Source organism: Mesorhizobium sp. M1169, assembly GCF_040318345.1.
Taxonomy (GTDB): domain Bacteria; phylum Pseudomonadota; class Alphaproteobacteria; order Rhizobiales; family Rhizobiaceae; genus Mesorhizobium.
In genome coordinates, this window is sequence record NZ_JAMYME010000008.1 from 1 (window position 1) to 26799 (window position 26799).

General features: G+C 62.6%; 27 protein-coding genes and 1 pseudogene. 22 read left to right on the plus strand and 6 right to left on the minus strand.

The window, feature by feature from the left end; translation table 11 throughout:
• From NKH41_RS10490 to NKH41_RS10500, 3 genes are all read right to left on the minus strand, one after another.
• Positions 1-232 (minus strand): transposase (locus NKH41_RS10490; RefSeq protein WP_352818864.1); only part of this gene is annotated, 232 nt, incomplete at its 3' end.
• A 299-nt stretch (positions 233-531) separates the two neighbouring features.
• A complete protein-coding gene (locus NKH41_RS10495; RefSeq protein WP_352771594.1) occupies positions 532-1425 on the minus strand; it encodes an alpha/beta fold hydrolase in 894 nt (297 codons plus the stop codon).
• A gap of 231 nt (positions 1426-1656) precedes the next feature.
• On the minus strand, positions 1657-3696 hold the full coding sequence (locus NKH41_RS10500; RefSeq protein WP_352771656.1) for a lytic transglycosylase domain-containing protein: 2040 nt from the start codon (positions 3694-3696) through the stop codon (positions 1657-1659).
• A 326-nt stretch (positions 3697-4022) separates the two neighbouring features.
• On the opposite strand from NKH41_RS10500, the gene dapA reads away from it, so the two are divergent.
• From dapA to NKH41_RS10515, 3 genes are all read left to right on the plus strand, one after another.
• Positions 4023-4904 carry a 4-hydroxy-tetrahydrodipicolinate synthase gene (gene dapA, locus NKH41_RS10505; protein WP_352540767.1) on the plus strand — a complete coding sequence of 294 codons (882 nt, stop codon included), beginning with the start codon at positions 4023-4025 and terminating at the stop codon, positions 4902-4904.
• Between the two features lie 25 nt (positions 4905-4929).
• A complete protein-coding gene (smpB, locus tag NKH41_RS10510) occupies positions 4930-5409 on the plus strand; it encodes an SsrA-binding protein SmpB (protein ID WP_023768487.1) in 480 nt (159 codons plus the stop codon).
• 106 nt (positions 5410-5515) lie between these two features.
• On the plus strand, positions 5516-6244 hold the full coding sequence (locus NKH41_RS10515) for a GH25 family lysozyme (RefSeq protein WP_352540768.1): 729 nt from the start codon (positions 5516-5518) through the stop codon (positions 6242-6244).
• Positions 6245-6369: 125 nt separating this feature from the next.
• Here NKH41_RS10515 and NKH41_RS10520 read toward each other — a convergent pair whose 3' ends face one another.
• From NKH41_RS10520 to NKH41_RS10530, 3 genes are all read right to left on the minus strand, one after another.
• Positions 6370-6786 carry a hypothetical protein gene (locus NKH41_RS10520; RefSeq protein WP_352771596.1) on the minus strand — a complete coding sequence of 139 codons (417 nt, stop codon included), beginning with the start codon at positions 6784-6786 and terminating at the stop codon, positions 6370-6372.
• Positions 6787-6904: 118 nt separating this feature from the next.
• Positions 6905-7582, minus strand: coding sequence for a uracil-DNA glycosylase (locus NKH41_RS10525; protein ID WP_352771598.1), 678 nt, complete (start codon positions 7580-7582; stop codon positions 6905-6907).
• Positions 7579-8160 carry a LabA-like NYN domain-containing protein gene (locus tag NKH41_RS10530; RefSeq protein ID WP_023677774.1) on the minus strand — a complete coding sequence of 194 codons (582 nt, stop codon included), beginning with the start codon at positions 8158-8160 and terminating at the stop codon, positions 7579-7581. Before NKH41_RS10530 ends, NKH41_RS10525 begins: the two co-directional genes overlap by 4 nt.
• Before the next feature lie 278 nt (positions 8161-8438).
• Here NKH41_RS10530 and rpoZ point away from each other — a divergent pair, with 278 nt between their 5' ends.
• The 19 genes and pseudogenes from rpoZ (at position 8439) to NKH41_RS10625 (ending at position 26778) form a co-directional block, all read left to right on the plus strand.
• Positions 8439-8840 carry a DNA-directed RNA polymerase subunit omega gene (gene rpoZ, locus NKH41_RS10535; protein WP_023677773.1) on the plus strand — a complete coding sequence of 134 codons (402 nt, stop codon included), beginning with the start codon at positions 8439-8441 and terminating at the stop codon, positions 8838-8840.
• Positions 8841-8951: 111 nt separating this feature from the next.
• Positions 8952-11180, plus strand: coding sequence for a RelA/SpoT family protein (locus tag NKH41_RS10540; protein WP_352501814.1), 2229 nt, complete (start codon positions 8952-8954; stop codon positions 11178-11180).
• A 128-nt stretch (positions 11181-11308) separates the two neighbouring features.
• Positions 11309-11887 (plus strand): orotate phosphoribosyltransferase, encoded by a 579-nt coding sequence (gene pyrE, locus NKH41_RS10545; protein WP_352771599.1) that lies wholly within the window; start codon positions 11309-11311, stop codon positions 11885-11887.
• 42 nt (positions 11888-11929) lie between these two features.
• Positions 11930-12340, plus strand: a complete 411-nt coding sequence (locus NKH41_RS10550) for a VOC family protein (protein ID WP_352471046.1) — start codon at positions 11930-11932, stop codon at positions 12338-12340.
• A gap of 230 nt (positions 12341-12570) precedes the next feature.
• Positions 12571-13152: a DUF2062 domain-containing protein gene (locus NKH41_RS10555; protein ID WP_023677769.1), complete on the plus strand. Its 582-nt coding sequence runs from the start codon at positions 12571-12573 to the stop codon at positions 13150-13152.
• On the plus strand, positions 13149-13562 hold the full coding sequence (gene acpS, locus NKH41_RS10560) for a holo-ACP synthase (RefSeq protein ID WP_023719885.1): 414 nt from the start codon (positions 13149-13151) through the stop codon (positions 13560-13562). The genes NKH41_RS10555 and acpS overlap by 4 nt, the downstream gene beginning before the upstream one ends.
• A 77-nt stretch (positions 13563-13639) precedes the next feature.
• Positions 13640-14389, plus strand: a complete 750-nt coding sequence (gene lepB, locus NKH41_RS10565; protein WP_352471047.1) for a signal peptidase I — start codon at positions 13640-13642, stop codon at positions 14387-14389.
• 4 nt (positions 14390-14393) lie between these two features.
• Complete coding sequence (gene rnc / locus NKH41_RS10570) at positions 14394-15119, plus strand: ribonuclease III (RefSeq protein WP_352449001.1); 726 nt, start codon at positions 14394-14396, stop codon at positions 15117-15119.
• A complete protein-coding gene (gene era / locus NKH41_RS10575; RefSeq protein ID WP_023677765.1) occupies positions 15116-16042 on the plus strand; it encodes a GTPase Era in 927 nt (308 codons plus the stop codon). The genes rnc and era overlap by 4 nt, the downstream gene beginning before the upstream one ends.
• 367 nt (positions 16043-16409) lie before the next feature.
• A pseudogene (locus tag NKH41_RS34140) lies at positions 16410-16628 on the plus strand (antitoxin Xre/MbcA/ParS-like domain-containing protein); the annotation flags it as partial.
• A 134-nt stretch (positions 16629-16762) separates the two neighbouring features.
• Entirely contained in the window at positions 16763-17113 is a 351-nt protein-coding gene (locus tag NKH41_RS10585; RefSeq protein ID WP_352771605.1) for an antitoxin Xre/MbcA/ParS-like domain-containing protein, read from the plus strand.
• 359 nt (positions 17114-17472) lie between these two features.
• The gene (locus NKH41_RS10590; protein WP_352771607.1) at positions 17473-18561 is read left to right on the plus strand and encodes a porin; all 1089 of its coding nucleotides are present in this window, start codon (positions 17473-17475) and stop codon (positions 18559-18561) included.
• A 116-nt stretch (positions 18562-18677) separates the two neighbouring features.
• On the plus strand, positions 18678-19466 hold the full coding sequence (gene recO, locus NKH41_RS10595; protein WP_352771609.1) for a DNA repair protein RecO: 789 nt from the start codon (positions 18678-18680) through the stop codon (positions 19464-19466).
• The gene (locus NKH41_RS10600) at positions 19463-19738 is read left to right on the plus strand and encodes a PaaI family thioesterase (RefSeq protein ID WP_352771610.1); all 276 of its coding nucleotides are present in this window, start codon (positions 19463-19465) and stop codon (positions 19736-19738) included. The genes recO and NKH41_RS10600 overlap by 4 nt, the downstream gene beginning before the upstream one ends.
• An 84-nt stretch (positions 19739-19822) precedes the next feature.
• The gene (locus NKH41_RS10605) at positions 19823-22540 is read left to right on the plus strand and encodes a DUF2339 domain-containing protein (protein ID WP_352771612.1); all 2718 of its coding nucleotides are present in this window, start codon (positions 19823-19825) and stop codon (positions 22538-22540) included.
• A gap of 155 nt (positions 22541-22695) precedes the next feature.
• Positions 22696-23214, plus strand: coding sequence for a sigma-70 family RNA polymerase sigma factor (locus NKH41_RS10610; protein WP_023719875.1), 519 nt, complete (start codon positions 22696-22698; stop codon positions 23212-23214).
• Complete coding sequence (locus NKH41_RS10615; protein ID WP_352771614.1) at positions 23211-24002, plus strand: anti-sigma factor family protein; 792 nt, start codon at positions 23211-23213, stop codon at positions 24000-24002. Before NKH41_RS10610 ends, NKH41_RS10615 begins: the two co-directional genes overlap by 4 nt.
• Positions 24003-24211: 209 nt before the next feature.
• Positions 24212-25318 carry a peptidase C39 family protein gene (locus NKH41_RS10620; protein WP_352471055.1) on the plus strand — a complete coding sequence of 369 codons (1107 nt, stop codon included), beginning with the start codon at positions 24212-24214 and terminating at the stop codon, positions 25316-25318.
• Positions 25315-26778, plus strand: coding sequence for a RimK family ATP-grasp domain-containing protein (locus NKH41_RS10625; protein ID WP_352490911.1), 1464 nt, complete (start codon positions 25315-25317; stop codon positions 26776-26778). The genes NKH41_RS10620 and NKH41_RS10625 overlap by 4 nt, the downstream gene beginning before the upstream one ends.
• Positions 26779-26799: the final 21 nt, after the last annotated feature.

Genomic DNA, 26799 nt, shown 5'->3' on the forward strand with positions numbered 1-26799 from the left:
CGCGAAGCTCCAGCACCCCGACCCGCGTCACCAGCTTGCGCTCGTAATAGCCGGACCGGTAACTCGTCCGCTCCGCCGTCCGCTCCCCTTTCTCGGCCCCGATCGCCTCCGTCATCTCGGCTTCAAGAACCTCCTGCACGACACTCTGTAATGCCTGGCGAAAGCCGTCCTCATCCGACAACAGCAACGCTTTCAACTCGCCTCTGCTCAGTCTAACGTCTCGATTGGTCATGGCACTTCCCCTTCCACGGGAATCGGTGATCGCAACGTCACCACCGTGCCATGGCCGCTCGCCCCTCAGAGCAAGCCCCGTTCTCTCTCCAAAACTTTTTGCAGAACCTTCAGCACACTATCCTGCCTTCATAGCAGAGTCGGCAAGAAACAAGTTACAAAGGTGCCGGCAGGCGGATGAGGGGCAGCGCCGACATCGATAAATTATTTCACCGCTAATTCCAACGGAACTGTCAACGGCCGTCGGAATGCTTTGACCGACGCAAAACCTGCGCGTGAATTACTTCGCTCGGTCGAGCTTTACTTCCTGCCACCCCGCCGCTCCGCCCGATCGAAAAAACCAGCGATCCTGCCCGGCAGGATCCCGGACTCCAAAAACGGTGCATGCCCCTGGCCGTAGGCGGTGATCGTCTCGATATCGGTATGGCGCGTCCGCATCTGCTCGAGCGTTTCGGCGGACAGCAGCTTCGAATTGGCGCCGCGTATGACGAGCATCGGGATGGCCGCCAGCGCGTCGAACTGTGGCCAAAGATCGGGCAGCGGCCGGCTGGGATCGAGCCCCGCCAGCGTCTCGACCAGTTTCGGATCGAAATCGGGCAGAAATCCCTCCTCGGTCTCGCGGTAGAGGGCTGATGCCATCCGCTCCCAATCCGCATCGGTCAGCGCCGCAAAATCCGCGCCATGGGTGCTGCGCACGCCGCGGACCACCTCTGCGTACGTCTTCGGCCTGGGCGCGAGGTCGAGATAGGAGCGGATATGGGCGAGACCTTGCGCCTCGATCACCGGGCCGATGTCGTTGAAGACGATGGCCTTCAGCACGGCCGGCCGCATCGCCCCGAGCACATGGATGATCAGTCCGCCGCGCGACGTGCCGATGAAGGCAGCCTCCTCGATGCTCAGCGCAGCCAGCCCGGCGAGAATATCGCCAGCTTCGATGCCGACATTGTAATGGCCGATATCGGCATCGTAGGCGGACTGCCCGCGCCCGCGATAGTCGAAAGCGACAACCCTACGCTTCGCCTGCGTCCACAGATAAAGCGCCAAATCGTGAAAGTCACGGCAATTGCGGGTCAAGCCGGGCAGGCAAACGACTGGCCAGCGGCCGGAATTCGCTTCGCCGTAGATGCGGGCGTGCAGGGACAGCCCGTCCGGCGCGGCGTAGAAGAAATCGGAGAAGCCTTCGTCGTTTGGCATGTACACTCGATTCCGTGCTGCTGTCAGATCGTTGCGACTGCTACAGGCGAGGGCAGGGGCGGTCAAATTGGGGGCTCTTCCTTCTCTCCTTGTGGGAGAAGGTGGATCGGCGCGTTAGCGCCGAGACGGTTGGGGGGTGTTGGACGGAGCGCTGTCGGAACCAAGCTGGAGCACCCCTCATCCGACCGAGCTTCGCTCGGCCACCTTCTCCCACAAGGAGAGAAGGAAAGGCTAACCCCGGCCGTTCACCAGATCTCCGACAATATCGTACTTGCCGGAGATACGCATCTTGTAGACCTCGTAATTCTCCATCACGCGCTGAACGTAACTTCTTGTTTCCGTATAGGGAATCCGCTCGATCCAGTCGACGACTGCATCGATGTCCTTGCCGCGCGGATCGCCGTATTTCGTCACCCACTGGGCGGCGCGGGCGGGGCCGGCATTATAGCCGGCGAAGGTCAGCACGTAGGAGCCGTCGAAGCGGCCGAGCTGCTCGCCGAGAAAGGCGGCGCCCAGCGTTGCATTGTAGCCGGCATCAGTGGTCAGCCGCGCCTGCGAGAAAGTCATGCCGGCCTTCTTCGCCAATTGCTTGGCCGTGCCTGGCATCAGCTGCAGCAGTCCGCGTGCGCCGGCGCTGGAGACGGCGCCGATGTTGAACTCGCTTTCCTGGCGGGCAATCGCATAGGCCAGCGCCTTGCCCGAGCCGGAAATGTTGGCGGTGTCGGGAATGACGCCGAGCGGATGCGACAGCGCGCCGACGTCGATGCCGCGGGCGCCGGCGATCTTGCCGACCTTCAGCGCCATGAAATGGTTGCCTTGTCTTTCCGCCAACACCGCAAGCAGCGCCAGTTCGCCGGGGCTGTTCAGCTGCCCGGCAAGGTCGCGGTAGAGGGTTTCGGCATAGCGGTCATAGCCTGCCTGCTGCAGCCGCTCGATGGCGCTGACCGCCTCGCGGGTGGCAAAATTCCGGCGGTCGGCGGCACTTGGCTGGGGGTAGACGATATTGAGGGTCTGCCGGCCGACACGCTCGCCGGCGAGCTGGCCGTAAAAGGTCGTGCCGTAGCTGGCGGCACGGCTGAAAAAATCCTTGGCATTGCCGGGCCCGCCGACTTCGGCGGCACGGCCGAGCCAGTAATAGGCGCGCGACAGCGACATCGGCCCTTGGGCGAGCTCCGCGATTTGCGCAAAATGCTTGGCGGCGGTGCTCGGGTCGTTGAGGCCGCGCAACGCGTACCAGCCTGCATGGAATTCCGCCTCGGCGGCATTGGCGGGACTTTCGGCGGCATGCGCGGCGACTATTCTGTAGGCGGTCTTCATGTCGCCCTGGTCGACCAGCTCGCGCGACAGCACCCGGCGTTCGACCCACCAGGCGTCCGCATCGACCAGAGCGTCACGATCGCCCGGCGCCTTCATCACCAGCGCGGCCGCGTCGGAAAATTTCTGTTGCTTGCGCAGATATTCGGCTTCGACAAAGAGATAGCCGACCGCCCGCTGCGCTGCCGGCACCGCCTTCAGCAGCTTGGCCGCGTTCTTGTCGCCCTTGCTGACCGCCGCCCAGGCGTCGGCCAATTGCTGGGCGCCGGCGAGACCGGCGACGCGTAGCGCCGAAGCGACCCGGTCGGCATAAAACATGCGCTCCATGCGGAAGCGATGGTCGGCGGCCGGGATCAGCGCGCCGAACTCGCGGATGACCGCCGCCTCGTCCCCGGCTTCGAGCTTTTCGGTGCGCCAGAATGGCGACAGCACCGAGCGCGCCGCCTTGGTATTGCCTAGCGCTACATAGGAGCGGGCAAGGATCACCACGCCCTCGAAGGTCAGCGGCTGGCTGCCGTCGAACGCCCGCACCACGACCTGTGGCGCGGGGTTCTCGCGATAGAGCGCGCGCTCGCTGTTCTTGCGCAAGGCGATCGTGCCCGGCCAGTTCGGCAGCATCTTCGCGGCGTCGGCGATGTCGCCGCTCGGCACCTGGTCGCCGCCATAGAGCGCAATCGCCCAGGCAAGGATGTGCCGATCGAGCGATTTGGCCGGCAGCGCTTCACGCACCTGGCGCGCGCGCTGAATGTCGTTTGCCGCCAGCGCATCGAGACCGCTCTTCAGCGCCGCGACGCTGGCGGATGGCGAAGGGGACTGCTGCAGTGCATCGTTCTGCGGCTCCGTCATCGGGATCGCCGACGTGACCTGCCCATCGACGCTGCCGCCGATCGCCGCGCCGGGGACCAGCACAACGATCGCGCCGAGAAGCGCGAAAAGACGAGGCCGCCTGGTCGGCATGGATTTGGTCATTTCCTATTCTTCGAGCTACCACTGGCACAGATGAACTGCAGCCTATTCGTCTGTGATGAAGGGCCCGTAAAGAAAACCTTATCGAGGTCGTTCGAATTGCAATTGCTGGCGCAATGCTTGCCGCGCAACAATGTCGAGACTATGGTGCGCCGCTTCGCTTTCGGCTAGAAGGCGCGCACGACAAACACCTACAGCGCCGCGGGTCTTCTCAGACGCGCAAAGGACGTTGTAGCAATTTAAATTTGGCGCATAACCCTTTCCGAAATCGACTGCGATTTTCGGGGTCATGCGCTAGTCCCAAGGAGTTGGACGACATGCTAAGAGGCTCGCTGACCGCGCTCGTCACACCGTTCGAAAAGAGCGGCCGTTTCGACGAGAAAGCCTTTCGCGCGTTCATCACCTGGCAGATCGCCGAAGGCACGACGGGCGTGGTCCCGGTCGGCACCACCGGCGAGTCGCCGACGCTGTCGCATGACGAGCACCGCCAAGTCGTCAAGGTTTGCATCGAGGTCGCCAAGGGCCGGGTTCCGGTCGTCGCCGGCGCCGGCTCCAACAACACCGAAGAGGCGGTCGGCCTGGTCCAGTATGCCGAGAAGGCGGGCGCCGACGCGGCCCTTGTTGTCACGCCCTATTACAACAGACCGACACAGCGCGGCCTCTATGCGCATTTCGCCGCCGTCGCCAAGGCAACCAGCCTGCCGATCATCATCTACAACATTCCGCCGCGCTCGGTGGTCGACATGAGCCCCGAGACGATGGGCCAGTTGGTGCATGACTTCAAGAACATCGTCGGCGTCAAGGATGCCACCGGAAAGGTCGAGCGGGTTTCGGAGCAGCGCGCCACCTGTGGCAAGGATTTCATCCAGCTCTCCGGCGAAGACGCCTCGGCGCTCGGCTTCAACGCGCATGGCGGCGTCGGCTGTATTTCGGTGACGGCAAATGTCGCACCCAGGCTTTGCGCTGAATTCCAGGAGGCAACGCTTTCCGGCGACAGCGCCAAGGCGCTCGACCTGCAGGACCGTCTGTTGCCGCTGCACAAGGCGATTTTCATGGAGCCCGGCGTTTCCGGCGCGAAATATGCGCTGTCGAAGCTGGGCAAGGTCGAGAACGTGCTGCGCTCGCCGCTAATGACGGTCGAGCCGTCGACCGCCGAGAAGATCGACGCGGCGATGAAGCACGCCGGCTTGATAAACTAAGGATGAGGCGCCACCTCTCCGCATCATGAATCAAGTCAGAAAAGCCGATCCAAACAACAAGACCGTTGCGGAAAACCGCAAGGCGCGGTTTTCCTATGAGGTGCTCGACACGATCGAGGCCGGCCTGGTGCTGACCGGTACGGAAGTGAAATCGCTGCGCCAGGGCCAGGCCAATATCCAGGACAGCTACGCCTCGGTCGAGGGCGGCGAGATCTGGCTGATCAACTCCTATTTGCCGGAGTATCTGCAGGCCAACCGCTTCAACCATGAGCCGCGCCGCCGCCGCAAACTGCTGCTCAACAAGCGTGAGATGGCCAAGCTGGCGCAAAGCGTCGACCGCGAAGGCATGACGCTGGTGCCGCTGAAGATCTACTTCAACGACCAAGGCCGTGCCAAGCTGTTGCTCGCCGTTGGCCGCGGCAAGAAGCTGCACGACAAGCGCGAGACCGAAAAGCAGCGCGACTGGTCGCGCGAGAAGGGCCGGCTGCTGAAGGAGCGAGGGTGAGGCGCGGTCCGCGAAGCGGACGAAAAGCCAGCGATTTGGCTTTTCGAGCGACGAACGCCCGGAGCCATAGCGGCGGGCAGGGCGGACAAAAAGGGGTAGGTCTCGTTTGAAAAACCGGATCGTCTTATGGGGCGCGGCCGGTCTGCTCGTGGCGGGCCTCGTTCTGGCCGGCGGCTATACCTACTTCCAGACGTTTTCTCCGGACCGCGACAAATATCCGGTCAGGGGCATCGACGTCTCCCATCATCAGCGGCAGATCGACTGGCGGCGTGTTGCCGCCGACGATGTCGCGTTCGCCGTGATCAAGGCGACGGAAGGCGGCGATCATGTCGACGATGCCTTCGCCGCCAATTTGCGCGCGGCCCGCGCCGCCGGTCTTGCCGTCGGTGCCTATCATTTCTTCACCTTCTGCAGACCGGGTGCGGATCAGGCACGCAACTTCATCTCGGTGGTGCCGCACGATCAGCCTTTGCTGCCGCCGGTGGTAGACATCGAGTTCGGCGGCAATTGCCCGCAGCGGCCAACCCCCGAACAGCTGAACTCCGAGCTTTCCGCCTTCCTCGGCCCGGTCGAGGCGGCGTTCGGCAAGACGGCGATCCTCTATGTGACCGACGAGGCGGCACAAGCCTATGCCGGGCAGCTAGCCGGCCGCCCGCGCTGGCTGCGTTCGCTGGCGCTGCGGCCGGGCCATGACGACTGGATCTACTGGCAGTACCACAACCGGGGCCGCGTCGACGGCATCAGCGGGGACGTCGACTTGAATGTTCTCCAGGGCGGACCTGCGACGCTGGCCGCATTGTTTGCCGCAGCGCCTGAAGCGACAGCGTCGGATTGATGCTATTCCTGTCCACCAAAACACCCTCGATGGCACGAAGACAGAGCGACGATGCGTTCCCCTTGTGGCTATTCATATCGCAGGCGGCGCCGTGCTAAGTACATTTGATGCCGGAGCGACCTTCATCAACCAATGACAGCAACGCCCCGCCTGCTGCGATGGACGGCGGCGACCCCCGCCTGGCATTTGTCTATGCGGAGGCGGTGCGTGGCCTCCAGCACCAGCAGGGCGTGGTTGAAAGTCTCAATACGCGCGCCGGCAATCTGATCTTCGCAACCGCGTTCGCGAGTTCTCTCCTCGGAGGCAGGGCGCTCCTGGATGGCGTGGGGCCCTGGGACTGGCTGGCGCTGATATTGCTTTTTCTTATCGGGCTGCTGGTCGCGATTATGGTTTGGCCGTATTATAACTATACGTTCCGTTTCGATCCAGAGAAGCTGCTCCAGGACTTCGTCGATCAGCACCGTCCCGCAACCCTGGACGGGATGCACCGAGCGCTTGCGCTGCGCATCAAAATCCGACATGGCCAGCAATTGGCGGATCATCCAACGCCTGCGCGTCGCGCTGCAGCTTGCACTGTTTCTGTGGTTGCTGGATCTCCTGGCCTGGTTGTTCGCGATCGCCCGAATCTAGGGCTCGTGCCCTGGCGGGCGTCGTCCGACTCTATGTCTTCAGAAAAGCTTCTATCTGACTGAAGACGTTGACGAACATCGCTTCCGTCAACACGCCGGTATTGGTGTTGTAGCGCGAGCAATGATAGCTGGAAAACAGCGTGATGCCATTGGCCTGCTGCTGCCCACCATGCCGGAACGGATAGGCGGCAACGCGTTGGCCGAGCGCCCGCACGGTCGACTGGTGCGCGATCGAGCCAAGCGCCAGCACCGCGCGCAGATTTGAAAACCGTGCGATCGTCGGCACCAGGAACGTCCGGCAAGTCGCTATCTCGGCGCCAACCGGCTTGTTCTCCGGCGGCACGCAGCGCACCGCATTGGTGATCGCCGTACCGACAAGCTCCAGCCCGTCATCTGGTCGCGCTTTGAATTCGCCGCGCGCAAAGCCGTGCGCGATCAGCGTGTTGTAGAGCAGGTCGCCGGCAAAATCGCCGGTGAAGGGGCGTCCCGTCCGGTTCGCGCCGCGCAGGCCCGGCGCCAGCCCGACGATCAGCAACCGCACCGCATCCTCGCCTTCCGGCGGCAAAAAGGTCGGCACCGGCGCGTTGAACCAGGACGGCTCGCGCCGCCGCCACTCGGCGATGAAGTCGTGCAACCGCGGGCAGAGCGGGCAATCGCGATCGGGTTCGGGAGAGACGACCAGGGGCGCGGTCAAGGCAACGACCGTCAATAGTCTTCCTCGTCGACTTCGGCCGGTTCGGGCCGGCGCACCGGCCGCTCCGACGGATCGCGGCCGACTTCATTCTTAAGCGTCATCAAGTCGATGAAATGGTCGGCCTGGCGGCGCAGATCGTCGGAGATCATCGGCGGCTGCGAAGCCATGGTCGAGACGATCGACACCTTGCGCCCGCGCCGCTGCAGCGCCTCGACCAGCGTGCGGAAATCGCCGTCGCCCGAAAAGATGACATAATGGTCGACGACATCGGCAAGCTCGAGCGCATCGACGGTCAGCTCGATATCCATATTGCCCTTGATCTTGCGCCGGCCGGTCGAGTCGGTGAATTCCTTGGCCGGTTTGGTCACCACCTTGAAGCCGTTATAGTCGAGCCAGTCGATCAGCGGTCGTATCGAGGAGTATTCCTGATCCTCGACCAGCGCGGTGTAGTAATAAGCGCGCAGCAGATAGCCGCGTTTCTGGAAGCTCGCCAGAAGTTTGCGGTAATCGATGTCAAAGCCCAGCGCGCGCGAGGTGGCGTAGAGATTGGCACCGTCGATAAAGAGAGCGATTTTTTCACGAGGATCGAACATGGAAAATGTCCTTTTTCGAAATAAGCGGTCGTCTAAATGCGTGGCGACTATCGGCCGGTCTGATAATAGACCTGTTGGCCTTCATCGTTCGAGATAACGCCAGTTTTACGGCAATCCAAGGCACCATGCCGCACCGCAAGCAATTGTGATCGGCGCTGTGTCGTCGCAGGCGGCCCGCGTCAGAGCTGCGCACCGCCATAAAAGCTTGTATTTTGGCGGCGTTCGGGTTATGGACCGCGCCTGTTTTCCATCAAATCCAGGCATGAAAGGGGCAACTCATGGCCCGCGTAACCGTTGAAGATTGCATCGACAAGGTCGACAACCGCTTCGAGCTGGTGCTCTTGGCCGGCCACCGCGCCCGTCAGATCAGCCAGGGCGCGCAGATCACCGTACCGCGCGACAACGACAAGAACCCGGTCGTTGCGCTCCGCGAAATCGCCGAAGAGACGCTGTCGCCGGACGACCTCAAGGAAGATCTCATCCATTCGCTGCAGAAGCATGTCGAGGTCGATGAGCCGGAAGCCGATGGCGAGGCGATTGCCGACCAGACCGGCAGCGCCGTTGCAGCCACCGATGCCGACGACGCCGAGGACAACGTCACCTTCGATCGCATGACCGAAGAAGACCTGTTGGCCGGCATCGAAGGCCTGGTGCCGCCGGAAAAAAGCGACGATTATTGATCTTAGCGACAACTGCCGACACTTTCGCGTCGGCAGTTTCGTGGCTATCTATGACATGCGCCGTACGCCAGTGCGGCGCATGATTCATTTCAGCATTGCGAGATCCCGCCCATGATGCGTCAGTATGAGCTTGTCGAGCGCGTCCAGCGCTACAAGCCTGACGTCAACGAGGCGCTGCTCAACAAGGCCTATGTCTACGCCATGCAGAAGCATGGCCACCAGAAACGCGCCTCCGGCGACCCGTATTTCTCGCATCCGCTCGAAGTCGCCGCCATCCTCACCGAAATGCACATGGACGAGGCGACGATCGCCGTTGCCTTGCTGCACGACACGATCGAGGACACCACGGCGACCAGGGCCGAGATCGACGAATTGTTCGGCCCGGAAATGGGCAAGCTGGTCGAGGGCCTGACCAAGCTGAAGAAGCTCGACCTCGTCTCGAAGAAGGCCGAGCAGGCGGAGAACCTGCGCAAGCTGTTGCTGGCGATCTCGGAAGACGTGCGCGTGCTTCTGGTCAAGCTCGCCGACCGCCTGCACAATATGCGCACGCTCGACCACGTGCCGGAAGCCAAGCGCCTGCGCATCGCCGAAGAGACGATGGACATCTACGCGCCGCTGGCCGGCCGCATGGGCATGCAAGGCATGCGCGAGGAGCTGGAGGAGATTGCCTTCCGCTTCATCAATCCGGAAGCCTACCGCGCCGTCACCGCACGGCTGGCCGAAATCTTCGAGCGCAACAAGGGCGTGCTGTCGGAGATCGAGAAGGCGCTCTCCGCGCTGTTCGACAAATATTCGATCAAGGCCGAGGTCAAGAGCCGGCAGAAGAAGCCGTGGTCGGTGTTCCGCAAGATGGAAGCCAAGGCGTTGTCCTTCGAGCAGCTGTCCGACATCTTCGGCTTTCGCGTCGTCGTCGATACCGTCGAGGACTGCTACCGGGCGCTCGGCGCCATCCACACCACCTGGTCGATGGTGCCCGGCCGCTTCAAGGACTACATCTCCACGCCGAAGCAGAACGACTACCGCTCGATCCACACCACCATCGTCGGCCCGTCGCGCCAGCGCGTCGAATTGCAGATCCGCACCTATCAAATGAACAAGATCGCCGAATACGGCGTCGCCGCTCATTCGATCTATAAGGATACCGGTGGCAAGATGAATGGTGCCGCCCATGCGATCTCGAAGGAAACCAATGCCTATGCCTGGCTGCGGCGCACCATCGAGCAGCTTGCCGAAGGCGACAATCCCGAGGACTTCCTCGAAAACACCAAGCTGGAACTGTTTCAGGACCAGGTATTCTGCTTCACGCCGAAGGGCATGCTGATCGCGCTGCCGCGCGGCGCCACGCCGATCGACTTTGCCTATGCCGTCCACACCGACGTCGGCGACACTTGCGTCGGCGCCAAGGTCAATGGCCGCATCATGCCGCTGATGACGGAGCTGAAGAACGGCGACGAGGTCGAGATCATCCGCTCGAAGGCGCAGGTCCCGCCGGCGGCGTGGGAATCGGTCGTCGTCACCGGCAAGGCACGCTCGGCCATCCGCCGCGCCACCAAGAACGCCATTCGCAAGCAATATTCGGGTCTCGGTATCCGCATTCTGGAGCGCGCCTTCGAACGGTCCGGCAAGACCTTCACCAAGGAAAGCCTGAAGCCGGTGCTGCACCGGCTGGCGCGCAAGGACATCGAGGATGTGCTGGCCGCGGTCGGCCGAGGCGAAGTTGCCTCCACCGATGTCATGAAGGCGGTGTTTCCCGACTACAAGGACGAGCGTGTCACGCTGGTCGCGCCCAAGCAGCGCGAGGAAGGCTGGTCGAAGATCCGCAACGCCGCCGGCATGCTGTTCCAGATTCCGGGCCGCGCCGCACGCAAGGACAAGAACCAGCCGCGCGACGACGCGGTGCCGATCCGCGGTGTGCGCGGCGATCTGCCGGTGCGCTTCGCGCCGGAAGGGGCGGTGCCTGGCGATCGCATCGTCGGCATCGTGCAGCCAGGAACCGGTATCACCATCTATCCGATCCAGTCGCCGGCGCTGCAGGCCTTTGACGACCAGCCCGAGCGCTGGATCGACGTGCGCTGGGACATTGACGAGCGCACCAAGGAGCGGTTCCCGGCGCGCGTCTCGGTCACCGCCATCAACGCGCCGGGTTCGCTGGCTGATATTGCACAGGTCGTCGCATCCAACGACGCCAACATCCACACTTTGTCGATGGTGCGCACCGCGCCCGATTTCACCGAAATGCTGATCGATCTCGAAGTGTGGGACCTCAAGCACTTGAACCGGCTGCTGTCGCAGCTAAAGGACAATTCGAGCGTCAGTGACGCAAGGCGCGTGAATGGGTGAATAGTGAATAGTGAATAGTGAATAGTGAATAGTGAATAGTGAATAGTGAATAGTGAATAGTGAAGAGGGTGCTCTCACTACCATTCACCATTCACCATTCACCATTCACCATGGACATGGAGTGAACGATGAACACCGATGAAGTGCTGGGCATTTTCCGCGAGGCCGGCGCCGTTCTCGAAGGGCATTTCATCCTGACATCGGGCCTGCGCAGCCCGGTCTTCCTGCAGAAGGCGCGCGTTTTCATGCATGCCGACAAGACTGAGCGCTTGTGCAAGGCGCTCGCCGAAAAGATCCGCACTGGCGTGCCCGGCAGGATCGACTACGTCGTCGGCCCGGCGATCGGCGGGCTGATCCCGGCCTATGAGACCTCGCGCCATCTTGGTGCGCCGGCGATCTGGGTCGAGCGGGAAGGGGGCGAGTTCAGGCTGCGCCGCTTCGAGATCGCCAAGGGATCGCGCGTTGTCATTGTCGAGGACATCGTCACCACCGGCCTGTCGATCCGCGAGACCATCGACTGTCTGCGCGCACTTGGCGCCGATGTCGTTGCCGCTGCGTGCATCATCGACCGCTCGGCCGGCAAGACCGATGTCGGCGTGCCGCTGATCGCGCTCGCCGAATATGAAGTTCCGGCCTATCCGGCCGACAGGCTGCCGCCCGAGCTCGCCGCCATACCGGCGATCAAGCCGGGCAGCCGCAATATCTAATGCATGTCGCCCAAAAGTGTGCGGCGGTTTTGGGACAACGACATGCATAAAAACAAGTCAAGAGGCGCTGCCGTGATTGCCGGCATCGATCATTTCGTGCTGACAGTTCGTTCGGTGGACGATACCTGCGCCTTCTATCAGCGCGTGCTTGGCTTCAAGCGCCTCGACGAGCCGGACCGACCAACGGCGCTGCTGTTTGGAACGCAGAAGATCAATGTGCATCAGGTCGGGCGTACCTTCGAGCCGAAGGCCAAGGCGCCGACGCCGGGCTCCGGAGATTTCTGCTTGATTGCTGCCCGGCCGCTCGCCGAGATATGTGCCAACCTCGCCGCCAATGGTGTGGTGATAGAGGTCGGCCCGGTCGAGCGTGTCGGCGCTCGGGGCGCGATGATGTCGGTCTATTTCCGCGATCCGGACGGCAACCTCGTCGAGGTCAGCGAATATCGATCCTAAGTGACGCTCCTTAAATTCGCCGCGATCATGCCCTGTTCAGAACGGCGATACCCAAGGCTGGCGCGACCGGCCACCGAGCGGATGCCCTCGGCCTCGTTGTTCTTCGGCCAGCGCATCGCTATATCAAAGTCGTAGTTGCTTTTCGGCGACCGCAGAGCGCAGCATAGGCTGTCGCGCCTGGCTGGAAAGGCCGGCGTGAAGCCATCGACGGAACTAGGAACAGGAACAGAGTGCTTTTTCGACGGCGCAAGCCTGATGGTTTTTTCGAGCGGGTGCGTACTTATTTGTGGCCGCGCCGCTCGTTCTCGCGCTCGCTGCGGTATTTCTCCAAACGCATCCTGCGGCTTCGGGCCACGCCGCATGCCGTGGCCGCCGGTGTTGCGGCGGGCGTATTCGCGTCGTTTTTCCCGCTTGGCTTTCACTTCATCATTGCTGCCATCCTGTGCTGGCTGATCGCCGGCAATCTGGTCGCGGCAGCACTCGGCACGGTCTTCGGCAACCCCCTGACCTTTCCGCTGCTATGGGCCGCCTCCTGGGAGGTCGGCAAGCTGATCCTGCATGAACACCTGCCGGCGCATGGCCCGCCCGCGCATCTCGGCGACATGCTGCATAATCTTTCCTTTGCGCAATTGTGGGGACCGGTGCTGAAGCCGATGACGATCGGCGCAATACCGCTCGGCCTGGTTTTCGGCCTGCTGTTTTACGGCATCACCCGCTGGGGCATGGTCACTTTCCACGAGCAGCGCCGCAAGCGGCTGGCCGAAAGAGCGGCAAAGGCTGGAAAAACCGGGCCGGAAGTTCCTGCCGAATGATTATCGGTATTGGCAGCGACCTCATCGACATCAGACGCATCGAGAAGTCGCTGGAACGCCATGGCCAACGCTTCATCCAGCGCATCTACACCGAGATCGAACAGGCGCGGTCCGAAAACCGCGCGGCGCGTGCGGCCTCCTACGCCAAGCGTTTCGCTGCCAAGGAAGCCTGCGCCAAGGCACTGGGTACCGGTCTGGCGCAGGGTGTGTTCTGGCGCGACATGGGGGTCGTCAACCTGGCCAGCGGCAAGCCGACCATGGCGCTGACCAATGGGGCGGCAGCGCGGCTGGACGAAATTCTACCTGAAGGGCACCGCGCGGTGATCCACCTCACCATCACCGATGATTTTCCGCTCGCTCAAGCCTTTGTGATCATTGAAGCGTTGCCGGTCGAAGAAGCGCCACATTGATTGCATCTGACCACCGGCATGACGTTGCCCAGCGCGCGCCGAGACTCTATACCATCCAACGCACAATCGAGGACGACATGAGCGTGGCTGAAAAAACCCAGAAGAAATCCGGCGGACTTGGCGAAACCGTCAGCGTCATCGTCCAGGCCCTGCTGCTTGCGCTGGTCATCCGCACGCTCCTGTTCCAACCGTTCTCGATCCCGTCCGGGTCGATGCGGCCGACTTTGCTCGAAGGCGACTATCTCTTCGTCACCAAGTGGTCCTACGGCTTCTCCCGCTATTCACTGCCGTTCGGGCCGAACATCTTTTCGGGCCGCATCTGGGGCTCAGAGCCGAAGCGCGGCGACGTGGTGGTGTTCAAGTTTCCGCCGGATCCTTCTGTCGATTATATCAAGCGCGTCGTCGGCCTGCCGGGCGACAAGATCCAGGTCAAGGATGGCCAGCTCTTCATCAATGACGTGGGCGTGCCGCGCGTCAAGGTCGGGCAGATCGACAACCGCGACATCACCGAGGAGAACGGGCCGGTCGATGTCTATCGCGAGACGCTGCCGAACGGCGTCAGCTACGACACGCTCGACCTGACGCAGGCTTCGATCGGCGACAATACCAAAGAGTTCAAGGTGCCGCCCGGTCACTATTTCATGATGGGCGACAATCGCGACAACTCGTCGGACAGCCGCTTCACCGTCGGCTTCGTGCCGGACGAGAATTTGGTCGGCCGCGCCAACCTCATTTTCTTCTCGATCGGCGGCAGCGCCAGCCCGCTCGAAATCTGGAAATGGCCGTCGCTGATGCGCGCCTCGCGCCTGTTCCATTTCGTCAATTAGGGCCATGGCGGCGACGAAACGGCTGACCGCCGATGCGCTCGCCGAGGCGCTCAGGGAGCGCACCGGCCACAGTTTTGGCGACCATCAGCGCCTGCAGCGGGCGCTGACCCATGCCAGCGCTCGCGGCAGTCACGCCGGCATCGACTACGAACGTTTCGAATTCCTGGGCGACCGCGTTCTCGGCCTTGTCGTTGCCGATATGCTGCTGGCGGCATTTCCCGACGCCGCCGAGGGTGAGCTGTCGCTGAGATTGAACGCTCTGGTCAACGCTGAAGCCCTGGCGGAAATTGCCGAGGAGATCGGCCTGCCGGAACTTATTCGCGCCGGTTCGGACGTACGCGGCCTCGACGGGCGCAAGCGCGTCAATCTGCGCGCCGATGCATTGGAATCGCTGATCGCCGTGCTCTATCTCGACGGAGGGTTGGAAGCGGCTCGTGCCTTCATCCACAAATACTGGCAGCCGCGCTCGCAAGCCATTGACGCCGCCCGTCGCGATGCGAAAACCGAACTCCAGGAATGGGCGCATCAGGCGGCAGGCGCAGTGCCGGTTTACATAATCGACAGCCGCGAGGGACCGGACCACGATCCGCTGTTCACCGTCAGTGTCAAGGTTGGCGCCTATCCGCCGGCGACCGGCAACGGGCGCTCCAAGCGCGAGGCGGAGCAGGCTGCAGCCGCGGCACTTCTGCAGCGGGAAGGCGTCTGGCTCAATCAAGGGAGTGCCGCATGACCGCCACCGAAGCTCCGGCAACAGAAGCTCCCGCTACCCGCTCCGGCTTCGTCGCGCTGATCGGCGCGCCCAATGCGGGGAAATCGACGCTGGTCAACCAATTGGTCGGCGCCAAGGTGTCGATCGTGACGCACAAGGTGCAGACCACGCGCGCTATCGTGCGCGGCATTGCCACCCACAACAACGCGCAGATCGTCTTCGTCGACACGCCGGGCATATTCAAGCCGAAGCGCCGGCTGGACACCGCGATGGTGACCACAGCGTGGGGCGGTGCCAAGGACGCCGATATCGTGCTTCTCTTGATCGATGCCGAGCGCGGCATCCGGGGCGATGCCGACGCCATCCTCGAGCGGCTGAAGGATGTCCGGCAGCCGATGGTGTTGATCCTCAACAAGGTCGATCGGGTCAAGCACGAGACGTTGCTGGCATTGTCGGCGGCAGCCAACGAAAGGGTGCCGTTCAAGCGCACCTTCATGGTTTCGGCGCTGACCGGGTCCGGCTGCAAGGACCTGCTCGACTATCTCGCCGAGACCTTGCCGGCCGGCCCCTGGTACTATCCGGAGGACCAGATCTCCGACCTGCCGATGCGCCAGCTCGCGGCCGAGATCACCCGCGAAAAGCTCTATCTCAGGCTGCATCAGGAACTGCCTTATTCCTCCCACATCGAGACCGAGAAATGGGAAGAGAAGAAGGACGGCTCGGTGCGCATCGACCAGACAATCTATGTCGAGCGTGACAGCCAGAAGAAGATCGTGCTCGGCCATAAGGGCGAGACGATCCGCGCCATCGGCCAGGCCGCGCGCATGGAAATCGCAGGCATACTCGAGCAGAAGGTGCACCTCTTCCTGTTCGTCAAGGTGCGCGAGAACTGGGGCGACGATCCCGAGCGCTACCGTGAAATGGGGCTCGAATTTCCGCACTGAGCCTGTTTGGGCGATCCGCAGAGCGGCCTGTTGGCCGCCTCAGGATTCTGAGCGGTCGCCGGGCTGCCCGCTTGGTCGACTTTGCATTTTGAACAACGGCCGAGTCATTCCGGGAGGCCATGCGTCGACCACGTCGTCGACCCGTTCCTCATTGGTACCGGCGCGACGGGAAATTCTGAGCGGTTTCTGAGAAATTTCCGATACTTCATGCAAAACAGGCCAGCTGACCGGCTGGAACTCCTGCCGATACTGCGATCGAGCATGGTTACCGTTTGTCGTCTCTCCGTCATACACCCTGCCTATAGGCTGTGCGAAAGACCCGCTTCCGAGCAAACCGGAACCGGCAGGCAAACAGCCAGATCAGGACATGACCGGGACTTGGAATCGCATCGACCCCATCCGTCAGATCGAGTTTGCAAACGCCGTCGCTGTTGAGATCGAGCGCGTGCTGGCGCGGCAAGGCAAGGTGACGAACAGCGATGCGGTCGTTGCAGCGGGCAGGGTCGCCGGCGCCGTTGCCGCCGCCGTCGCTTTGCTTGCGCCGACCGACATCAGTGCGATCGACACCATGCAGGAAAGATTACCCGGCATGGCGTCGCGTTTCGTGCGGATATTGGCAGCCGAAGCTGCGGAACGCCGTGCCCGGCGCATCTGTCGACGGCGCACGAAGGCCAAGGGGCAGACATCCAACGCCTGGCCGGAACGGGCGACCTCGACTCGATGCGGGTCGAGGACTGGGCCGGTCGGGTCGCCGGGTCGACGTTCCTGCAGCAAAATCTCGGCATATCGCGCTCGACCCTGCATCGCTGGCAGCGGAGCGGCACGGTCGTTGCGTTGCGCACCGGTGGCCGCAAACATGTATTTCCCCTAGCCCAGTTCATCGACGGCAGGCCAGCGCCGGGTATCAAGGAAGTGTTATCCGCGATGCCCGATCCACGGCATGCCTGGTCGTGGCTGATCGGCCCCGCGCCCGGCCTCGCCGGACGTACTCCCATTGAAATGCTCAAACGGGATCTGGTGGCGGAAGTCGTTCTTGCCGCACAGAACGCAGCGATGGCGAAGTCGCCTTGATCTCGCTGCCAACGTTAGAAGTCTATCCAAAAAAGAACACGTAAAAGGAATGTATGTCGGATTCGTATCGGCTTGCCGGCTAATGCCATAAGTATATTTTTGTACAATTGTGACATGGTCTCGTTTGTGACGGGGCAAATGTGAAGAAAATATGAAGTGATATTTGTGCAACATGAATTTATTCTGTTGTACAAACATTGATTATTTCTGGAATCGTCATTGAGACTGGAATGCTGACGAGTATGTTCGCCGCCTGAGGAGGGGGTGCGGTGCGCGCCTTTTTCGACGTGGGTGAGGCGTTCAGCCGTTCAACCCATGAAACCAAAGCCATTTTTAACTTTGACTGGAGAGGTCAGAAAATGAATATCAAGAGCCTTCTTCTCGGCTCAGCCGCGGCATTCGTCGCGGTCTCCGGTGCGCGCGCCGCCGACGCTGTTGTGGTCGCCGAGCCGGAACCCGCCGAATACGTCAAGATCTGCGACGTCTACGGCGCCGGCTACTTCTACATTCCCGGCAGCGAGACCTGCCTGCGCATCGGCGGCTATGTCCGCTATGACGCCAGCTTCGGCGACGCCGGCCGCGTTTTCGATGGCGCGACGACACATGACCTTATGGACGGTGACGAGCAGCAGACCTGGAACAAGAATGCCCGCTTCAATTTGAAGACGTGGACCGGCCAGGAAACCGAGCTAGGCACGTTGAAGACCTATACCGAGACCCGTTTCAACTTCGGCAACACCAAACACACCGTGAGCGGTGTTGATTTCAGCGTGCAGGACAACAAGGCGGTTACCCTGAACTTCGCCTGGATCCAGCTTGGAGGTTTCCGCGTCGGTAAGGATGAGACTGTCTATGATTCGTTCATCGGTTACGCCGGCAGCGTCGTCCAGGACACTATCATTCCTTACGGCACCAAGGACACCAACCTGATCAGTTACTATTTCGACGGCGGTAATGGCTTTACGGCAGTCGCCTCGGTCGAAACGGGCTCCGGCGCTGACCAGTCGATCGACAGCTACGTTCCGTTTGTCGTCGGCGGCGTGAAATACAAGGGCGACTGGGGTGCGATCGCCGCGGTCGGCGCCTATAACAGCACGTCGGAAGAATGGGCCGGCAAAGTTCGCCTCGACGTCAAGCCGATTAGTGACCTGACCCTGTTCGTGATGGCGGGCTACGGCAGCGACGACAACGTCGCGAAGAACTTCTACAAGCCGTGGACTGGCAACTTTGCCGTCTGGGGCGGCGGCAGCTATGCCGTCAACAAGAAGACCTCTTTGAACGCCCAGGTCTCCTATACCGACGACCAAGACTTCGCCGTTGCGGCCAACGTCGCCTACACCCTCGTTCCTGGTTACACGATCACCGCCGAAGTCGATTATTACGACAATTTCGATGCCGACGATGCCGACGCAATCGGCGGCATCTTCCGCTTCCAGCGCTCGTTCTGATCAAACGACGATCTCGCAAAAAACGGCCCGTAGCGTATCGCTACGGGCCGTTTTGGTTTGGCGGCGGATAGTCGCTCATCTTGATTTCGCCATCCAACCGGTGACAAGCTCTCGTCATGGAATGGCACGACGAGGGAATCATTCTCGGCACCCGCAAGCATGGCGAAACCAGCGCCATTCTCGAGGTGATGACGCGCGCGCATGGCCGCCATCTCGGTCTCGTGCGCGGCGGCCGTTCGCGCAAGCAGCAGCCGGTCTTGCAGCCGGGCAATCGCGTCGACCTGTTGTGGCGGGCGCGGCTCGACGAGCATCTCGGCACCTTCCAGGTCGAGGCTATCGAGATGAACGCCGCCCGGCTGATGGACAGCGCCGTTGCCGTTTACGGCCTGCAGACGATGGCCGCGCATTTGCGTCTTCTGCCTGAGCGTGACGCCCATGGCGGCCTTTACGAGACGCTTGCGGTGATGATCGCTCATCTCGACGATGCCGATGCCGCCGGCGAGCTGGTGGCCCGCTTCGAGCTGCTGGTACTCGACGAACTCGGTTTCGGCCTCGATCTCAGCCAGTGTGCGGCGACCGGCACCAGGCAGGACCTTGCCTATGTCTCGCCGAAATCCGGCCGGGCCGTGTCGCGGGCGGCGGGCGCGCCGTGGCGCGACAAGATGCTGGCGCTGCCTGCCTTCCTGCAGCGCGGCTCCGGGCTGCGCGCCGATCCGGCGGCGATCGAGGACGCCTTCCGGCTGACCGGCTTCTTTTTGACCCGCCATGTCTACGAACCGCGCGGCATCGAGCCTCCTGGCGCCCGCGCCGGGTTTCTTGCCGCCCTGCGCAGGCATCATTCACCCGGCCATGAATCCGGCAAGGCAAGCGCCGGGGAAACCGCCACCGGGGAAACCACCAGATGAGCGAAGTTGAACCTGATCCCGAAAACGTTTCGCCGCTCGGCCTTGGCACCATTTCGCAGGTGAGCGAGGCCCATGCGACGGCCGAGTTCAAAGTGAATTTGACGCGGCCGATCACGCCAAGGACGGGCGAGGTGGTATGCGAGGGCAAAGTGGTGCACAAGGGCCGCACGCTGACGGTTTCGGAAGCGGCGCTGAACGACGCCAGCGGCAAGCTGCTGGCTTTCGGCACCGAAACATGCTCGATCTTTCCGGCCAATCTGGCGGCACGTTGAATGGACCGGCCGTTTGGCCGCCGCATTTGAATGTCACTGAACATTGAATGTCAGTGACAACTGGCTTGGTTTGGGGGAACCGCCATGTTTGAAAGCCTGATTGGCCTCGTCGCCATCATCGCGCTGTTCGTCATCATTTCACGCCAGCAGAGCCGCATCGGCCTGATCGAGCGCGAGCTTGGCGCCTTGCGCAGCCTTGTGCTTTCGGGCACGCCCGCGCTGCCGCCGCAAGCCAAGGGACCGGCTGCAAACGACAGCAAACCGGCGGATGCCGCAATCCCGCTTGCGGTCACAGCCGACATGGCCGTATCGCCACGGCCCGCAGCGGTCGTGTCAGCTACAGAGGCCGATGCCGATACAACGGCGCCGTCCGCGCCGGAGTCGGCGCAACCGGCGGCAGCGGCGAAGGCAGCTCGCCAGTCCGACGTCGAAACGGCGCTCGGTACCCGCTGGGCGGTCTGGGTCGGCGGCATCGCGCTGGCGCTGGGTGGCTTGTTTCTGATCCGCTACACCATCGAGGCCGGCATTTTCGGGCCACGCGTGCGGCTTGTCATGGCGGCGGCACTCGGGCTGGTGCTGGTCGCCGGCGGCGAGTTCATCCGGCGCACCGGCTTCAGGGTGCCGGTGCAAGGTGCTGCCGGTGCCTATATCCCGGCGATCCTGACGGCGGCCGGCGCTTTCATCCTGTTCGGTACCGTCTACGCCGCGTACAGCATTTACGGCTTCATCGGCCCGACGCTCGCTTTCACGCTGCTCGGCGCCATCGGGGTGGCGACGATCGCGGCAAGCCTGGTCCACGGTCAGGCGCTGGCCGGCGTCGGCCTACTCGGTGCCATGGTGACGCCGCTGCTGGTCGCCTCGCAGGCGCCCAATCCGTGGGCGCTGTTCGGCTATCTGGCGATCGTGCTCGCCGCCACCTGCGTCATTGCTCGCATCCGCGACTGGAGGCTTTTGATGGCCGCAGCCTTCGTCGCCACGGGCGTCTGGACCATCTTCTATATGACCGACGCGCCGGGGGCGAACCTTGCCGTCATCCTCTTTATCGACGGAGTGACACTGGCCGTGCTCGCCTTCGTCTGGCTTGGCCGCCGCGACGATGCGGGCGCCGGCAGCGGCTTCGACTGGCCGTCGATCGCGCCGGGCTTCTTCGTCGGCCTTTCGGCGCTGGCCCTGTTTGTCGATCCGGCCTTCGTCGCCATCCGCGGTGCATTGCCGGGGGCCGCCCTTGTCGCAGCCCTGGTGGCGGTGGCGCTCTACCGGCCGCGGGCGCTTGCACTGCTGCACGCCGCCGGGCTGGCGACGGTACTGGTCTATCTCGGCATCATTCCGCCGACCACGATCGCTTCAGATTTTTCGGGTGGCGCTCTCGGCGTCGACGGCATGCCGGTCGTGGCGTCCGATGCCTTGATGTTCAGGGTCGGCATCGCTCTCGGCCTGGTCTTCATCGGCGCCGGCTTTTGGGCGGCGCGCCGTTTTGCGGCCTCTGGCTGGCTGCGCGCCGCCGCATGGGCGGCCTGGAGCGCTGTCGCGCCACTGGTCATCCTGCTGGCGCTCTGGTCTACCTTCGGCAATCTCGACCGAGACCTTGCTTATGCGGCGGTCGCAGCCGTTTTGGTCGGAGTCTTCGTCGCCGGCGGCGAGTGGATAGCGCGCGGCGAAGCGCCGCCGCTAACCGGCGGCGCTGCTGTCTCCTTTGCGCTCGGCGGGGCGGCGATTGCCGGCCTGCTGATGCTGCACATGGCCTTTGGTTCCGGCTGGACAACCATCCTGCTCGGAGCAGCCGCCGCCGTGCCGGCGCTGGCGACGCGCTGGCGTAGCTATCCGGTGCTTGGCTGGATTTCCGTTGGTGCGGTGATTGCAGTGCTTGGTCGCGCTGCCTTCGACCCGACCATCGTCGGTGCCGAGTTCCTGTCGAAGACGCCGGTGTTCAACTGGCTGCTGCTTGGATATGGCGTGCCGGCGCTCGCTTTCGGTTTTGCCGCCTGGCAGCTTGCCCGAACCACCAACGGCCGACCGCGCCTCGCAATGGAGGCCGGCGCCGCGCTGTTTGCCCTGCTCACCGTCGCCATGCTGGTGCGCCATGCCATGCATGGCGGCGTCATCGATACGGCTGCTGCGACGCTTGCCGAACAGGCGATCTACACGCTGATCGCCATCGGTGCCGGTGCCATCCTGGTCGCCATCGACATGCGCTCGCCAAGTTCGGTGCTGCGCTACGGCTCGATTGCAGCGGGCGTGGTCTCGGTCGCGTTCATCGTCCTCCAGCATTTTCTGGCGCTGAACCCGCTGCTGACGGATGAATCGACCGGCAGCATTCCGGTGTTCAATCTTCTGTTCCTCGCCTACCTCTTGCCGGCGGTTGCGGCCGGCGCACTGGCGCTCTATGCCCGCGACAAACGACCGAAATGGTATGCGCAGATGCTGGCGATGGTGGCGGCGGTGCTCGGCTTCGCCTATGCCACGCTGTCGGTCAGGCGCCTGTTCAAGGGCGAGTTCATCGGGCTGTGGAGCGGTCTCGGCCAGCTCGAGACCTATACTTATTCGGCACTGTGGCTGGTCATCGGCGTGGTGCTGCTCACCGCAGGTGTATGGCTGAAGTCGCAGGTGCTGCGCATAGCGTCGGCGGCGCTGATCTCGATCGCCGTGCTCAAAGTCTTCATCTTCGACATGTCGGAACTGGAAGGCGTGTTGCGGGCGCTGTCCTTCATCGGCCTCGGCGCGGTGCTCATCGGCATCGGCCTGTTCTATCAGCGGCTGCTGACAAGGGCGGCGAAAGCAAAGCTCGAGACGAGCAATAGCTGACGATTTCAATTTGGCCGGGAATAAACCTGCCACTGGCAGCGTTATTCATTTGCTTGGGTGACCGGGGCGGCGGACCGCTTCGCGCTGGCCGCTTGCGCCGCGCTGCAAAGGCGCGTTCAATCATCACGGACAGGGGCCCTCCAGAACCAGCGGTCATGGACGAAAAGAAGGCAGCAATCCTTGGTGAAATACCGCGTCTGCGCCGCTATGCACGCTCGCTGTTGCGCGACCGCGATTCCGCTGACGATCTCGTCCAGGATTGTCTCGAGCGGGCACTTGTGCGGCTCGACAATTGGCAGACAGGAGAAAGCCCCAGGAGGTGGCTGTTTACGATCATGCATCATTTGTTCATCGACCAGATGCGCAAGGTGAACCGGCGCGGCGAGGCAGCGATGCTGCCGCTCGAGGCGAGCGAGGCGCAGGCAGCACCCGCCGAGCAGGTCGAGAGCATCGCCTCGCGCGAGATCGTCGACGCGCTGCAGGCGATCAGCCCTGACCGGCGCGCGGCACTTGTGATGGTCGCCATCGAAGGGTTTTCCTACGCCGAAGCCGCCAACATCCTTGGGGTTCCCGCCGGCACCTTGATGTCGCGCATCGCGCGCGGGCGCGAGGAACTGCGCGCGCTGCTTGATGATACCGCGCGCCGCCGGTCGATAAGGATCGTCGAGAAATGAGCCGACGCGATTTCTCCGAACGCGACATCCACATGGCTCTCGATGGCGAGTTGCCGGGCGATGAGCGGACGGCCTATGAGGCATGGCTCGAGGCCAATGCCGAGATGAAGGCCAGGAGCGCACGCTACGCCGCCGACCGGGCAGCGTTGCGCGCAGCCTTTAACAGCGTGCTGGACGAGCCCGTCCCGGTGCGGCTGACCAAGGTGGTGCTTGGTGAGGCGCCGGTGGTCAGAATGTCGCCATCGCGCTCGCGTTGGTGGCTTGCGGCCGCCGCTGCCGCCATCCTGGTGATTGGCGGCGCTGGCGGCTACCTTGCCGGCATCGGCCGCCTCGGCCTGGAAAACACGGCCGAAGACCAGCTTGCCGAAGAGGCGATCGCCGCCCATGTCATCTATGCCGCCGAAAAGCGGCATGCGGTGGAAGTGCCGGCAAGCGATAAGGATCATTTGCAGAGCTGGTTATCGAACCAGGTGGGTTTGAAGCTCGTCGCACCGGATCTGGCGGCGCAAGGTTTCCAACTGGTCGGTGGCCGGCTGCTGCCTGCCGGCCAGGGCAAGGCCGCGATGCTGCTTTACGAGGACGACAAGGGCGAGCGCATTTCGCTCTTCGTCATCGCCGAATCGGCAGCCAAGGCCAAGGGCACTTATGGGGAAGAAGATGGTCCTGAGGCCGTCTACTGGCTGGACAAGGGTTATGGCTGCGCCGTCGTCGGATCGCTGCCGCGCGAGCAGCTGGCCGCAGTGGCCAAGAGCGCCTATGGCCAGCTTCTGGCGGGCTTGAAAAGCTGAGCAGGATCTCGTTTTTCCGGAGCCGCGCCGATGCCGAAACACGAAGGTCGTTTCAAAGCCTTTGCGCGACCTGCCTGCCTTGAAAACTGTCACAATTCGGCCCTAATCGAGGTGCGATAGCGCTTGCTGAATGCTGGCACTTCGGCTGGTGTGACCGATGTTTAGACTAGGGCAGTTTCCACAACCCAATCGAGGTTTTCTGAGCCCGCATGCCTGCCGAGATTCGCAAGGCCCGCGCGTCCGACGTCGATGACCTCGCCGCCATCGAAAAAGCTGTTTTCTCGAGCGACCGCATTTCTCGCCGCTCTTTTCGCCAACTGATCGAACGCGACACCGCCGAACTGCTGGTTGGCGAGAACGATGGCCACGTCGCCGGCTATGCGGTCGTGCTGTTTCGCAAGGGCAGCGGCGTCGCCCGGCTTTATTCGATCGCCGTCGGTCCATTTTTCGGCGGCCGTGGCGTTGGCCGCCTGCTGCTGGAACAGGCTGAAGCCGCCGCTTTCGAGCATGGCCGCATGATGCTTCGTTTGGAAGTCCGCGAGGACAACCCGCGCGCCATCCAGATCTACGAGCAGAGCGGCTACCGTAAGATCGGTCGTGAACCGGACTACTACGAGGATGGCGCCACTGCGCTGCGCTATGAAAAGACCTTGCGCGGCGACATTCCGGTCGCCACCGAAGTGCCGTTTTATCAGCAGACTTGCGAATTCACCTGCGGACCATGCTGCCTGATGATGGCGATGGCTAACTTCGACCCCGGATTCGTGCCGGATCCGGTTATGGAAATCAGGCTGTGGCGTGAGGCGACGACCGTTTTCATGATGTCGGGGCCGGGCGGCTGCGAACCGTTCGGGCTGGCCGTCGCTGGCTATGAGAGCGGGCTTGCTGCTGAGATCTATGTCTCCTTCTACGGCGCGCTGTTCCTGCAGTCGGTGCGCAGCGAGGACAAGCGCCGGGTGATGGAGCTGGCGCAGGTCGACTTTCGCCGCCGCGCGGAACTTTACGGCATCCCGGTGAATTACCGTTCATTCGGGCTTGACGACATTCGCACCGCGATCGCAGAGGGAAAACTGGTACTGGTCCTGATCAGCGGCTTCCTGATGTTCGGCAAGAAGGTTCCGCACTGGGTATTGGCCATCGGTGACGACGGCGATCATATCCTGATCCACGACCCTTGGGTCGAGGACGAGCGGCAGGAGACGATCCTCGATGCTGCCAACATTCCCGTGCCTTACGGCATCTTCATGAACATGGCGCAATTCGGCCGCGACGGATTGCGCGCCGCCATCACTCTCGGAAAGCGCGACAGCCAATGACCTGGGTCATCCTTACCGGCCGGCAGAACGATCTCGACCAAGTGGCGACGCCGCACAAGATCATCACCAATCGCGACTACCTTGCCCATCCGGCACTGTTTCGCGGTCAGCGGCCGAAGGTCATCAACCTGTCGAACAATTACGGCTACCAGAGCCGCGGCTATTACGCGTCGCTGCTTGCCGGTTCGCGCGGCCATAAGGTCATCCCGACGGTCGAAACGATGATCGACCTGTCGGAGCGCAAGCTCTATGAGCACGCGTTGCCGGAACTCGAACTCGCACTCAACAAGTGCCGCAAGGATCTGGGCGGCGCTTTCCCGCAGAAGGCCTGCATCTTCTTCGGCATCGGACCGTCCAGGATCTGGGACCGCTTCGCAAAACTTCTGTTCGACTGGTTCCGTGCCCCGGCACTCGAGGTCCACATCAGGGACAGCGCCGAATGGGCCTCGATCCGCAAGATCGGGTTCCATCCCCTGGCCAGGATGACCGAGGACGAGGAAACGCACTTTCTCCAGTGCCTGGAGACCTACACCAACCGCGAGTGGCGCGACACCAAGGGCCGCACGCCGGCGCGCTACACTTTCGCAACGCTGGTCGATCCGCATGAGGAACTGCCGCCGTCGGAGATTTCGTCGCTGCGCCACTGGGCCAAGATCGCTGAAAAGATGGGCGTCGAAATCGAGCCGATCACCAAGCGGGATCTGGCCAAGCTCGCCAACTACGACGCGCTGTTCATCCGCGAGACCACTTCGATCTCCAACCACACCTACCGCTTTGCCCGCCGCGCCCAGCAGGAAGGCATGCCGGTCATCGACGATCCGCTGTCGATGATCCGCTGCACCAACAAGGTCTATCTCAACGAGCTGATGACCTACAACAAGGTACCGGTGCCGCCGACGGTGATGATTGCCGGCACCTCGGACCTGGAAGTTGCGGCACAGACGCTGGGCTTCCCGCTGGTGCTGAAGATCCCGGACTCCTCGTTTTCGCGCGGCGTCAAGAAATGCGGCACCTTCGAAGAGTTGAAGACGCTCGCAACCGAATGGCTGGAGGATTCCGACCTCCTGATCGCGCAAAAATTCATTCCGACGGAATATGACTGGCGCGTCGGTGTCCTCGGCGGCCAGCCCTTGTTCGCCGTCCATTATCTGATGGCCAAGAAACATTGGCAGATCGTCAATCATAAGGCCAACGGCAAGCCCGACCAGGGCGGCATCAAGACCTTCACCCTGAAGGAAGCACCGGCCCACGTCGTCGAGACGGCGGTGAGCGCGGCGCGCTGCATTGGCGACGGCCTCTACGGCGTCGACCTCAAGGAAACCAGGGACGGCGTCTTCGTCATCGAGGTCAACGACAACCCCAACCTCGACCACGGCTGGGAAGACTCCGGCGAAAAAGACGAGGTCTGGGTGCGGCTGACGCAGTGGTTCCTGGAGCGGCTCGACCGGCCGGGGCGATAATATCCGAACTGAGGGGAAAAA

Bases quoted from the DNA above. Each gene is read 5' to 3' on its own strand.
- smpB (WP_023768487.1), top strand. From the start codon at position 4,930: ATGAATCAAGTCAGAAAAGCCGATCCAAACAACAAGACCGTTGCGGAA.
- rnc (WP_352449001.1), top strand. From the start codon at position 14,394: ATGGCGGCGACGAAACGGCTGACCGCCGATGCGCTCGCCGAGGCGCTC.
- NKH41_RS10500 (WP_352771656.1), bottom strand. From the start codon at position 3,696: ATGCCGACCAGGCGGCCTCGTCTTTTCGCGCTTCTCGGCGCGATCGTT.
- NKH41_RS10530 (WP_023677774.1), bottom strand. From the start codon at position 8,160: ATGTTCGATCCTCGTGAAAAAATCGCTCTCTTTATCGACGGTGCCAAT.
- NKH41_RS10620 (WP_352471055.1), top strand. From the start codon at position 24,212: ATGCCTGCCGAGATTCGCAAGGCCCGCGCGTCCGACGTCGATGACCTC.
- NKH41_RS10605 (WP_352771612.1), top strand. From the start codon at position 19,823: ATGTTTGAAAGCCTGATTGGCCTCGTCGCCATCATCGCGCTGTTCGTC.
- NKH41_RS10495 (WP_352771594.1), bottom strand. From the start codon at position 1,425: ATGCCAAACGACGAAGGCTTCTCCGATTTCTTCTACGCCGCGCCGGAC.
- NKH41_RS10550 (WP_352471046.1), top strand. From the start codon at position 11,930: ATGCATAAAAACAAGTCAAGAGGCGCTGCCGTGATTGCCGGCATCGAT.
- recO (WP_352771609.1), top strand. From the start codon at position 18,678: ATGGAATGGCACGACGAGGGAATCATTCTCGGCACCCGCAAGCATGGC.
- NKH41_RS10625 (WP_352490911.1), top strand. From the start codon at position 25,315: ATGACCTGGGTCATCCTTACCGGCCGGCAGAACGATCTCGACCAAGTG.
- lepB (WP_352471047.1), top strand. From the start codon at position 13,640: ATGAGCGTGGCTGAAAAAACCCAGAAGAAATCCGGCGGACTTGGCGAA.
- NKH41_RS10520 (WP_352771596.1), bottom strand. From the start codon at position 6,786: ATGATCCGCCAATTGCTGGCCATGTCGGATTTTGATGCGCAGCGCAAG.
- era (WP_023677765.1), top strand. From the start codon at position 15,116: ATGACCGCCACCGAAGCTCCGGCAACAGAAGCTCCCGCTACCCGCTCC.
- acpS (WP_023719885.1), top strand. From the start codon at position 13,149: ATGATTATCGGTATTGGCAGCGACCTCATCGACATCAGACGCATCGAG.
- NKH41_RS10590 (WP_352771607.1), top strand. From the start codon at position 17,473: ATGAATATCAAGAGCCTTCTTCTCGGCTCAGCCGCGGCATTCGTCGCG.
- NKH41_RS10585 (WP_352771605.1), top strand. From the start codon at position 16,763: ATGCGGGTCGAGGACTGGGCCGGTCGGGTCGCCGGGTCGACGTTCCTG.
- NKH41_RS10610 (WP_023719875.1), top strand. From the start codon at position 22,696: ATGGACGAAAAGAAGGCAGCAATCCTTGGTGAAATACCGCGTCTGCGC.
- NKH41_RS10540 (WP_352501814.1), top strand. From the start codon at position 8,952: ATGATGCGTCAGTATGAGCTTGTCGAGCGCGTCCAGCGCTACAAGCCT.
- pyrE (WP_352771599.1), top strand. From the start codon at position 11,309: ATGAACACCGATGAAGTGCTGGGCATTTTCCGCGAGGCCGGCGCCGTT.
- NKH41_RS10615 (WP_352771614.1), top strand. From the start codon at position 23,211: ATGAGCCGACGCGATTTCTCCGAACGCGACATCCACATGGCTCTCGAT.
- NKH41_RS10600 (WP_352771610.1), top strand. From the start codon at position 19,463: ATGAGCGAAGTTGAACCTGATCCCGAAAACGTTTCGCCGCTCGGCCTT.
- dapA (WP_352540767.1), top strand. From the start codon at position 4,023: ATGCTAAGAGGCTCGCTGACCGCGCTCGTCACACCGTTCGAAAAGAGC.
- rpoZ (WP_023677773.1), top strand. From the start codon at position 8,439: ATGGCCCGCGTAACCGTTGAAGATTGCATCGACAAGGTCGACAACCGC.